11 protein-coding genes are annotated in these 10,853 nt (G+C 44.2%); 6 read left to right on the top strand and 5 right to left on the bottom strand.

What is annotated here, in order from left to right:
* Positions 1-407: 407 nt before the first annotated feature.
* Positions 408-680 carry a hypothetical protein gene (locus tag HMPREF9420_RS14705; protein ID WP_248628094.1) on the bottom strand — a complete coding sequence of 91 codons (273 nt, stop codon included), beginning with the start codon at positions 678-680 and terminating at the stop codon, positions 408-410.
* Between the two features lie 186 nt (positions 681-866).
* On the opposite strand from HMPREF9420_RS14705, the gene rbfA reads away from it, so the two are divergent.
* On the top strand, positions 867-1,202 hold the full coding sequence (rbfA, locus tag HMPREF9420_RS07775) for a 30S ribosome-binding factor RbfA (protein ID WP_007135025.1): 336 nt from the start codon (positions 867-869) through the stop codon (positions 1,200-1,202).
* Between the two features lie 171 nt (positions 1,203-1,373).
* Positions 1,374-2,618: an FtsX-like permease family protein gene (locus HMPREF9420_RS07770; protein WP_007135024.1), complete on the top strand. Its 1,245-nt coding sequence runs from the start codon at positions 1,374-1,376 to the stop codon at positions 2,616-2,618.
* A 103-nt stretch (positions 2,619-2,721) separates the two neighbouring features.
* Here HMPREF9420_RS07770 and HMPREF9420_RS07765 read toward each other — a convergent pair whose 3' ends face one another.
* From HMPREF9420_RS07765 to HMPREF9420_RS07750, 4 genes are all read right to left on the bottom strand, one after another.
* Positions 2,722-3,792 carry a bifunctional methionine sulfoxide reductase B/A protein gene (locus HMPREF9420_RS07765; protein WP_044078847.1) on the bottom strand — a complete coding sequence of 357 codons (1,071 nt, stop codon included), beginning with the start codon at positions 3,790-3,792 and terminating at the stop codon, positions 2,722-2,724.
* A gap of 67 nt (positions 3,793-3,859) precedes the next feature.
* On the bottom strand, positions 3,860-4,411 hold the full coding sequence (locus HMPREF9420_RS07760; protein WP_007135022.1) for an RNA methyltransferase: 552 nt from the start codon (positions 4,409-4,411) through the stop codon (positions 3,860-3,862).
* On the bottom strand, positions 4,398-4,814 hold the full coding sequence (locus HMPREF9420_RS07755; RefSeq protein WP_007135021.1) for a SufE family protein: 417 nt from the start codon (positions 4,812-4,814) through the stop codon (positions 4,398-4,400). The genes HMPREF9420_RS07760 and HMPREF9420_RS07755 overlap by 14 nt, the downstream gene beginning before the upstream one ends.
* 88 nt (positions 4,815-4,902) lie before the next feature.
* Positions 4,903-6,165, bottom strand: a complete 1,263-nt coding sequence (locus tag HMPREF9420_RS07750) for a peptidase U32 family protein (protein ID WP_044079174.1) — start codon at positions 6,163-6,165, stop codon at positions 4,903-4,905.
* Here HMPREF9420_RS07750 and HMPREF9420_RS07745 point away from each other — a divergent pair.
* From HMPREF9420_RS07745 to HMPREF9420_RS07735, 4 genes are all read left to right on the top strand, one after another.
* A complete protein-coding gene (locus HMPREF9420_RS07745) occupies positions 6,164-7,210 on the top strand; it encodes a C1 family peptidase (RefSeq protein ID WP_007135019.1) in 1,047 nt (348 codons plus the stop codon). The genes HMPREF9420_RS07750 and HMPREF9420_RS07745 overlap by 2 nt on opposite strands.
* A gap of 244 nt (positions 7,211-7,454) precedes the next feature.
* Positions 7,455-7,628, top strand: a complete 174-nt coding sequence (locus tag HMPREF9420_RS13300; RefSeq protein WP_007135018.1) for a hypothetical protein — start codon at positions 7,455-7,457, stop codon at positions 7,626-7,628.
* Between the two features lie 355 nt (positions 7,629-7,983).
* Positions 7,984-9,210, top strand: coding sequence for a nucleoside recognition domain-containing protein (locus tag HMPREF9420_RS07740; protein ID WP_007135016.1), 1,227 nt, complete (start codon positions 7,984-7,986; stop codon positions 9,208-9,210).
* Positions 9,211-9,350: 140 nt separating this feature from the next.
* Entirely contained in the window at positions 9,351-10,844 is a 1,494-nt protein-coding gene (locus HMPREF9420_RS07735; RefSeq protein WP_007135015.1) for an oligosaccharide flippase family protein, read from the top strand.
* Positions 10,845-10,853 lie beyond the last annotated feature (9 nt).

Here is a 10,853-nt window from a genome sequence, read left to right as displayed (position 1 = left end):
AGACAAAGCCGAGACACCAGCGCCTTTCAGCCTCTCCCCCAGCCCCTTCATGGAATGGAGAGAGGCAGACAAAGCCTCACCCCCAGCCCTTTGCTTTCCTCGTTTCGCAGGCTTCACGAACAGCGACCTATGGTTCTCCGAAGAGAGAGGGGAGTAGTTAGCCGTGGAAATAGAGGGAGTTATTTTGGAGTTAATTATGGGTGACAATATTGTGGATAATGAAGCGTAAAATGGTTTGCGTCATTTTATCGTGTAAAATACGGCAAATCACACGACCATTTGACGCAAATTATCGCATGGAATGACGCAGATTATAACACCATTTTAGTTCAACGCTAAAGGCGTTGTACGTTTGACAGCCTAAGGTTGGCGTCAGCCTACCCTGGGTTATGCATGTAGTGAGGAAATCAACGCCGTAGGTGTTGTACGTTTTCTGCGTGGAATGCCGCGATAAAACGACAAAGAATAAAAGGTACAACGCCTACAGCGTTGTTTCCACTAACGGCATATGACCCAGGGTAGCCTGCGCTTTCGCTTGTCAACCCTGGGCTATCAAAGGTACAACGCTTACAGCGTTGCATCATGAGAGCGTTTATATTGCAAAATTCATTCATTTGAATAATGGCGCGACACCTACGGCGTTGCGCAGGTGTAACATTCGACATGGCGGATAAAACCATGCATGGTGGCTCATAGGGTAATGGGGAGTATAAGAACATTCGACTAAAATGGGCAATCGTCTCACGGCTATACGCAAAGCCTTCAGCACCATTATATTTCGCGCTTCACACGTAAAAATCTTGTGGATTACTGCCCGATGAGCAGAAAAATAAGTATCTTTGCAACAAAGATTAATTCGAATTATTATGCAAGAAACAAGACAAAACCGCATATCAAGACTGTTACAGAAAGAACTTGCGACTATCTTTCAAGAGCAAACTCGCCAGATGCATGGCGTGATGGTTAGTGTTACGCGCGTTAAAATCAGTCCCGACTTGAGCATTTGCACGGCATATCTGAGTATATTTCCAAGTGAGAAGAGCGAGGAAATTCTAAAGAATGTCACCGCAAACACAAAGACTATACGTTATGATTTGGGGTGCCGCGTGCGCAATCAACTGCGTATTATCCCCGAACTTCGCTTCTTTATAGACGATAGTTTGGACTACATTGAGCGCATAGACGAGCTTTTGAAGAAATAAATCCAAGTGTAACCTCCTCGCCGCCGACCCTAAACCATTGTGTCACTGCTGTGTACAAGCGAGGCAAACGAAGGTCGGCTGTTCTGCCCAACAAGCTGTTTTGAGTCAAAACAACCGCTGTTTTATGTCATTAGGACAAAGGAATGAGGAGACGAAGTGAGTTTTTCTTTTATGAATTTTCCTTTATATATTGCCAAACGTTACCTCTTTTCAAAGAAGAGTACGAATGCAATCAACGTGATATCTGTTATCTCGGTGATTGGCGTTGCCGTGGCAACGATGGCCCTTGTGATAGTGTTGAGTGTCTTCAATGGCTTTCATGACCTCGTGGCTACATTCTTTACGAACTTTGATCCACAACTCGAAGTGGTGCCAACCCAAGGAAAGACGGCTCCGAGTGATGACCCTTTATTGGCAAAGATGAAGGCTTTGCCGTCGGTAGATGTAGCCACCGAGAGCGTGGAAGACCAGGCTTTAGCGCTATATAAAGGTCAACAGGCGATGGTAATTGTAAAGGGTGTCGACGACAACTTTGACCAGTTGACGCACGTTAAAGACATATTGTTTGGTGACGGCACGTATAGTTTGCACGCAGGAAACCTGCAATACGGCATCATGGGCATCAGATTAGCTGCTGCTTTGGGTACAGGTGCGCGCTTTGGAGACTATCTTCGCATCTACGCTCCACAGAAAGAAGGACAATTTGACGCTGCAAACCCAACCCAAGCCTTTGTGGTTGACTCGCTCTTATCCCCCGGAGTGGTGTTTGCAGTCAATCAAAGCAAATACGACAAGAACTATATCATCGCGCCAATTGCCTTTGCCCGTAACCTGTTTGGACAGCAAGGACGATTGTCTTCGCTTGAGTTCAGACTGAAAAATGGCAGCGATTTAGATGCTGTTAAGAAAGAGATGCAGTCAATAGGTGGGTCAAAATACAAGGTAATGGACCGCTTTGAACAACAAGCCGACACGTTTAAGATCATGCAGATTGAAAAGTATATAGCTTATATTTTCCTTACTTTCATCCTCATAGTAGCATGCTTTAACATCATAGGTTCACTCTCAATGTTGATCATCGACAAGAAAAACGATGTGACAACACTGCGAAATCTCGGTGCAAACGAGCACCAGATATCTCGGATTTTCCTATTCGAAGGCTGGTTGATTTCGGCATTTGGTGCGATTATCGGTATTGGATTGGGACTCCTGTTGTGTTGGTTGCAACAGCAATATGGCTTTGTTTCACTCGGAAACAGTAGCGGAACCTTCATCGTAAACGCCTATCCTGTGAGCGTACATTATACAGATGTGACACTGATTTTCGTCACTGTGCTCATCGTTGGCTGGCTGGCGGTGTGGTATCCTGTAAGGAAAATCCTTGCGCCTGCAAAGTCTTTGAAGAAAGAAGTCTAAGAACTTGTGTTCTATCGGCAATGTAGTGGTCGAATCACTACATTGCATAGTTTTGAAAAACACCGTCGGAAAACAAGACAAGGTGGCTGATGATGCCTGCCGCCTATGGTTGTTTCATGCGTGCTTTTCGTGCCATTTCAAACAAACTTTGTGGCAGATGACAATATCCTGTGGGGTTCTTGTCGAGATAATCTTGATGATATTCCTCAGCCGAATAAAAGTTTTTCAGCGGCGAAACCTCCACTCTGATAGGCTGTTTGTAATGCTTTTGTTGCGCCTTTACAACGGCTTCAATCGTCGAAAGGTCTGCTTTGTTGGTGTAGTATATGCCTGTTCGGTATTGCGTTCCGCGGTCGTTGCCCTGCTGATTGACTGAAGTGGGGTCGATAGCCCTAAAGTATAAGTCTAACAAAAACGCCAAACTAACTTCTGAAGGGTCGTATTCCACCTTTACAGTTTCGGCAAATCCCGTTGTATCGGTACATACTTCGTGGTATGAAGGATGTGGCGTGTGCCCATTGGCATAGCCAACCTGCGTTGCCTTTACCCCGTGAACCTGTTTAAAAAAGTGCTCTGTTCCCCAGAAACAACCGCCTGCAAGATAGATGGTTTGCAACGGATGAAGCAGTGAGAGATAAGCTCCGTAGCCCTCTTTTGCCATATCTTGTTCGGGAATGAAACGCAAAGCACCACTATTAATGCAGTAGCGTTGTCCGCCCTTTTCACGTGGTCCATCGTTAAAAACATGTCCTAAGTGAGCGTCACCAAGCTTACTTTTTACCTCAGTGCGCGTCATTCCGTGAGATAAATCGGTGTCTTTGACAATCAAATGTTCGTCAATTGGGCGCGAGAACGCTGGCCATCCACAGCCTGAATCATATTTATCGGATGAGAGAAACAAAGGTTGTCCTGTGGTAACATCTACATAAATGCCTGGTCGAAACTCATGGTCGTAGGCATTAACAAAGGGGCGTTCGGTTGCCGCTTGTTGCGTTATGGCAAATTGTTCGGGCGTAAGCGTCTTCCGAAGTAGCTCTTCACTCGGCTTACTATAATGGTTTGTGTCATTGATTTCCATAAACTTTGCATGTTCATTTGTTTGATTTTTACTCATATTCTGACAAGAAAGGAGCAATGAAATAAGTACAATAAAAAAATAAATTCTCTTCTTCATACGCCTCAATAAAATGATTTTAAGCCATAAAGAAAGGCTTTCTGTTCCACTATTAACTTGTTTTTCCCTACTCAAACAATAGTTTTCGCGTAAATTCCCACATCACAATACCGGCTGTTGTGCTTACATTGAGACTATGCTTTGTACCAAATTGGGGGATTTCAAGACAGCCGTCACTCATATTAACGACCTCTTGTTTGACACCCTTCACCTCATTTCCAAAGACAACAGCATAGCCCTTAGCCTGCGAAGTCTTATCTATCGTGAGGTCTTGTAGCTTTATACTGCCCTCAACTTGCTCTATACTATACACAAAATAATCGTGACTTTGCAATTCCGTTACAGCGTCTTCAGCACGTGAAAAGTATCTCCAAGCAACACTATCTTCGCCTCCAAGCGCCGTCTTATGAATCTCGGCATTCGGCGGAGTGGCTGTAATACCGCAGAGATATATGCCTTCTATGCGGAAAGCATCACCCGAACGGAAGACACTTCCCACGTTATATAGGCTCCGAACATCATCTAAAACAACGACCAAAGGAAGCTTTTTAGCCTCCTTAAACTCGTTAATTGAGAGACGATTCATCTCTATTGTGCGCAACTTTCTATGCATTTGCATATACTAAAGCGTATGACTTTATGCGCTTAACCATGGCGAGTAAGCCGTTACTTCGCGTTGGACTTAGGTGGTCTTTCAAGCCAATTCGATCGATGAAATAAAGGTCAGCATCGAGAATTTCCTTTGCAGTATGCCCATTAAGTACCTTGATTAGTAATGCAATAATGCCTTTTACGATGAGTGCATCGCTATCAGCCGTGAAGAAAAGCTGGCCATCTTTCACGTCACATTGAATCCAAACACGACTCTGGCAGCCATCAATGAGGTTGTCATCGTTCTTATATTGCTCACCAAGCGCATTCAATTCGCCGCCCAAGTCAATGAGCAGTTGATATTTATCCATCCAATCGGTGAAGTCATTAAACTCTTCAATCACTTCATCTTGAGCTTCGTTGATTGTCATAATTAATCATTTATCAATATAATCCTTAGCTTTACATCGAAAGCTTTCGTTCTCTTTTCCAACAAGCTACACGCTTCTTACAGATTGATTAGTGCGTTGTGGAAGGCTGAGTCTTTACTAATTTGAAGATTTTATCATTGGGACGAACCTTCCCTGTGACGGGAATTGAGACACGAGTTCCTTGTTCTGCCTTCTCAACAGGATTGAGATCATAGCGTATTTCATCTGCCGTGAGATACATAACACCCGTGGTTGGTCCCGTGATTAATAGCTTATCACCATGCTTAAAGTCGGTAGCTTCCACGGCAATTTCAGCCACATTGAGCTTTGAAAAGTATTTCATCACCTTGCCGATAAGCACCTTCTTCTCCGTCGCGGCACTGCCATAGTTTCGATTCCACTCTCCAAGTGTCTGGCCTTGATAGTATCCATCCCAGAAACCTCGATTGAAAACAGTAGCCAATCGCTTATCCCATTCATCCTTCTTCGCTTCTGAACACGTGCCGTTTAGAACCGATTCTATGGCCTCTTTATAACATTTCACGACGGTATATACGTATTCTGGTCCTCTGGCTCGACCCTCTATCTTAAACACTCTGACGCCCGCCTCCATCATTTTATCAATGAATCGCACAGTCTTTAGGTCCTTAGGACTCATAATATACTTGTTATCTATCTCCAATTGGTTACCAGTTTCCTTATCCGTTACAGTGTAAGAACGCCGACATATCTGTACACATTCCCCACGATTTGCCGACCGATTGGTATCCGAAAGGCTTAGATAACACTTGCCACTAACGGCCATACACAACGCACCATGACAGAACATTTCAATCCGAACAAGTCTACCCATCGGCCCAGTAATATGTTCTTGGAGGATGGAATCATAGATTTTACGAACTTGTTCCATGTTTAATTCGCGCGCAAGTACACTCACATCAGCAAACCGACTGTAGAATTTTAGCGCCTCAATGTTCGATATATTGAGTTGTGTTGAGAGGTGAACTTCCTCACCAACCTCATTACAATACGCCATAACGGCTACGTCACTGGCAATCACTGCGCTTATACCTGCGGCCTTTGCAGCGTCAATAATCTCGCGCATTGTAGGCAAATCTTCATCATAAATGACCGTATTTACAGTCAAATAGGTCTTGATTCCATGCACATTACACGTGGAAGCAATCTCTCGTAAGTCGTCTATGGTGAAATGATTGGCCGAATGTGACCGCATGTTCAGCTTGCCTATACCGAAATAAACAGAATCCGCTCCAGCCTGAATTGCTGCAACTAAGCTCTCACGTGAGCCTACTGGAGCCATTACTTCATAATCAGTTATTTTCCCTTTCATGCCTGCAAAATTAATCATTTTCTTTGTAACTTTGCGGAATATGAATAAAATTAATGTTTATATCATAAGTCTTGTGCTGATGGTTTCAGCCTGTTCGCGACCTCAGCACACAACAAAACATAACCCGTTTACCACGGAGATATGTCTCAAAACAACTCCCGTGAAAGACCAAGGGCGTAGTAGTCTCTGCTGGGTTTATGCCATGTTGGCCACCATAGAGACTAATCATCTCATGCAAGGTGACTCTGTTAACCTCAGCACCGATTACGTTGCACGTTGCCTTCTCACTGAAACAACGCGCCGATACTACCTTTCTCGCGGCGCTGTTCCAGCCAATTTGCGAGGCATGGGCACACGACTTCTCACACTGATTCAAACCTATGGAGTCGTTCCTTTCGATTCATATCATGCCCAAAACCCCGTGAATTATAACGTTGTTGCACGCAAATTGCAACTTTGTACGCGTTCAACAACCGACTTCCCAAGCCTTGACGACCGCATGAATCGTGTGCTTGATGCGGCCATCGGCTATCTTCCCGGCCCAAAAGTCCACATGCTTGGCGCCGAATATACACCCTTAGAGTTTGCTCATAGCGTATGCCGTGACGACGAATATCAGGCAGTTACGAGCTTCACTCATCATCCTTTTGGCAGTCGTTTCATTCTTGAAGTGCCCGACAATGTCAATGACGACCGCGTACTTAATGTGCCCTTAGACACCATGATGCACTTTATCGTCAGCCGAATACGCAGTGGTCGCGCCGTGTTTTGGGAGGGAGATGTCTCTTCTTCGAGCTTTCATGCCAACTCAGGGATTGCAAAATTAGCGCAAAAGCACGTCACCCAGCAACAGCGTCAGCGTGCATTTGAACGGCGAGAAACCACAGATGACCACGCACTTGAACTCATCGGACTGGCCCATGACCATCAAGGCAGGCGCTATTTCATTGCAAAAAACTCGTGGGGAACAGCCTGTGGATTTGGTGGTTTCTTTTATCTTAGCGAAGACTATGTGCGCATGAACACAATATTGGTGATTGGATGACCGCACAATCTGCGTCATTTTCAAAGATAACGGCAATGAAAACAAAGGATAAATAGAAATTCCTCATGAATCTTTACTATTGACTTCACATCGCAATGAATTAAGATTTAAAGGATAATGCAGTTAAAAAAGAAGAATAACAATATGGATGTTAGGCTTAAAAATGAATTTAATTAACCTCCAATCCTATTGATATTATCGTGGTTTTCCTATGAATTAGCTTGGCATAACGAATGATCTTATCATGCAACGCTGTAAGCGTTGTACCTTTGATAGCCCAGGGTTGACAAGCGAAAGCGTAGTCTACCCTGGGTTATTTGCCATTAGCGAGAACAACGCTGTAGGCGTTGTACCTTTTATTCCTCGGCATTTTATCACGGCATTCCATTCAGAAAAAGCACAACACCTACGGCGTTGACTTCCTCACTACACGCATAACCCAGGGTAGGCTGACGCCAACCCTGGGCTATCAAACGTACAACGCCTTCAGCGTTGAACTACAAACACTTTGCAAACAGCGTTAAATGACTGCACAATCTGCGTCATTTCATCGTGTAAAACAAGGCTTTTCACGCGGTGAAATGACGCAGATGACAACATGAAGAAAGGGGAAGAGGAGGCTTATTTACATTATTTCACGCCCTTATGCGCCAAAAACCAGCGCTTTATCCTTTATGCCCCACATCGTTTAACGATTGAAATCATGCTGAGTTTCATGTTTTTTCGTGATTTTCTTTTATATATAATGGTTTTCCGTTAACTTTGCATCTTGTATGGTTTTGAATTATATTTGGGTGGCATTCTTTGCCATTGCCTTTCTGTTTGCACTCGTTTCATTGTGTTTGGGAGATACAACCGTCTTCCAAAAGATAGTGCAAGCAACCACCGATTCATCGAAAAATGCCTTCGAAATATCGTTGGGCTTGACGGGAGTGCTATCACTTTGGCTCGGGATTATGAAGATTGGAGAGCGTGCCGGCATCGTAAACGTGTTGGCAAAAGCCTTGAGTCCTATCTTCACTAAACTCTTTCCAGACATTCCAAAGAACCATCCCGTGATGGGAAGTATCTTTATGAACATCGCTTCTAATATGCTTGGGCTCGACAATGCGGCCACTCCGACGGGACTAAAAGCCATGCAACAGATGCAGGAATTAAACCCAAAGAAAGACACAGCGACTAATCCGATGATTATGTTCCTTGTGCTTAACACGAGTGGTTTGACGATAATCCCAACGACAATACTGGCATTTCGTGCCTCGAATGGGGCCGCAATGCCGACTGATGTGTTTATTCCCATCTTGTTAGCTACGACAATTGCCACGCTCGTGGGCATCATTATAACCGCTCTTTGGCAGCATATCAATCTGTTTCAACCCGCACTTTTGGCGTTCATTGGAGGCATGACAGCCTTTGTTTGCCTTGTTATCTGGGGCTTTGGGCAGTTAGATCAGAAGACGATGGACACCATTGCAAACCTCAGCGGAAGTCTGATTCTTTTCTCAATCATCATGGCTTTCATTGTGGCGGGCGTCATCAAGAAGATTAATGTCTATGATTCCTTTATCGAAGGTGCCAAAGAAGGCTTTACAACGGCAGTCAAAATCATTCCCTATTTGGTTGCCATCTTGGTGGGCATTGGTGTGTTTCGTGCTTCAGGAGCTATGGATATGCTCATCAATGGCATTGCATGGTGTGTGGAAAAGTGCGGACTTAACACCGACTTTGTAGGCGCTTTACCGACCGCTTTCATGAAACCGCTGAGCGGAAGTGGTGCTCGTGGACTTATGCTTGAAGCCATGAAGACTTATGGACCAGATAGTTTTGTGGGCCGATTGAGTTGCATGTTCCAAGGCAGTACAGACACAACGTTTTATATTTTGGCTGTATACTTCGGCTGTGTAAACATCAAATATACGCGTCATGCGGTAGCTTGTGGCTTGCTTGCAGACTTAGCTGGCGTGATTGCAGCTATCGGATTGGCATATATGTTCTTTTGAATGGCGGAGTGATTGGAATACAACGAGACGTCGATAAGGATAAGAATAAAATTAGAAATATAAGAAATAAGAAGGCCACGCCTGTTAGCTTTCTCCTCCTTTGATGAGAAGTTGGGAGTGGAAATTAATTTGTTTATGTTATGGCAAACTTAAAATCATTAGCTAAGGACACTGCAATCTATGGACTAAGTTCCATTGCAGCCCGCTTCGTTGGTTATCTTTTAGTGCCCATTGAGACGATAAAGTTCAATTCAGCAGGGGGACAATATGGCATCATTACCAACATCTATGCCTATGTTGCCTTACTGATTATCGTGCTAACTTATGGGATGGAGACGACGTTCTTCCGCTTTATGAACCGTCCCGGAGAGCAACCCGAGAAGGTATATGCCACAGCTTTGCGCATGGTTGCCCTCACTTCGGTGTGCTTTGTCGCCTTGGTTGCCCTCTTTTTAAGTCCAATCTCCGATGTCGTTGGCTATCCCGACCATCATGAATTCATTATGATTATGGCGACTTGTGTGGCAGTTGATGCCTTCATTAATATCCCAATGGCCTATCTTCGCTATGCACATCGTCCGATAAAGTTTGTCACTTTACGCATGATAAGCATAGTAGTTAACATCATAGGAGTGTTGCTTTACCTTGTTGTTTTGCCTTATTTCAGGTTGAATCTCTTTGGGATTTACGATGCAAACTTTAGCTTAAATGTTGTTGGAGTGTTTTGGATTGAGCTGGCAGGAAGCGTACTTACGCTCTTCTTCTTAGGCAAAGAATTGAGTGGTTTCCGTAATCCTTTCGACAAAGCTACCTGTAAACGTATGCTGAAATATACCTGGCCACTCCTTGTTATGGGTGTTGCTGGGCAGCTAAATCAATCCGCTTCACAGATTATTTTCCCTTGGATGTACGACGGAAGTGCCCAAGATGCCCGCACGGAATTAGGCATTTATGGAGCTTGTATCAAGCTCGCGATGATCATGGTCATTATTACTCAGGCGTTCAGATATGCCTATGAACCCTTCGTTTTCAGTCAGACGAAAGAGCAAGACAACAAGAAAACCTATGCCAAAGCCATGAAGTTCTACATCATTTTCACACTTTTGGCCTTCCTTTGTGTCATGGGTTATATGGACATTCTACGCTATATTGTGGGTAAAAGCTATTGGGAAGGACTGCAAATTGTACCGATTGTCATGGCAGCGGAAATCATGTTTGGCATCTTTTTCAATCTAAGTTTCTGGTATAAGCTAATAGATAAGACCATTTGGGGAGCCTATTTCAGTGGCATTGGGGCTGTAATCTTGATTGGAGTAGACGTGCTTCTCATTCCAAAGTTTGGCTATTGGGCCTGCGCTTGGGCTGGTTTCGCGTCGTATGCAGTTAGTATGTTGCTCAGTTATCGACTGGGACAGAAGTATTATCCCATTCGTTATCCACTCAAAGACATTGCAATTTACACCCTTGTTGCCCTCGTCTTGTTCGCACTTATCACGCTTTCCAACGCCCAACTCCCAATGATTGCGGCCCTTGCGGTCAACACTTTGTTCATCCTTTGCTTTGCCTTTGTGATCATAAAGCGTGACCTTCCGCTGTCAAGTTTAGTCAAAATAAAAGATAAATTCAAGAAATAAATCAATAAA

It is taken from the genome of Segatella salivae DSM 15606, assembly GCF_000185845.1.
GTDB lineage: Bacteria > Bacteroidota > Bacteroidia > Bacteroidales > Bacteroidaceae > Prevotella > Prevotella salivae.
The sequence above is the reverse complement of the archived record's forward strand: the minus strand, read 5'-3'. Positions and strand labels throughout refer to the sequence as shown.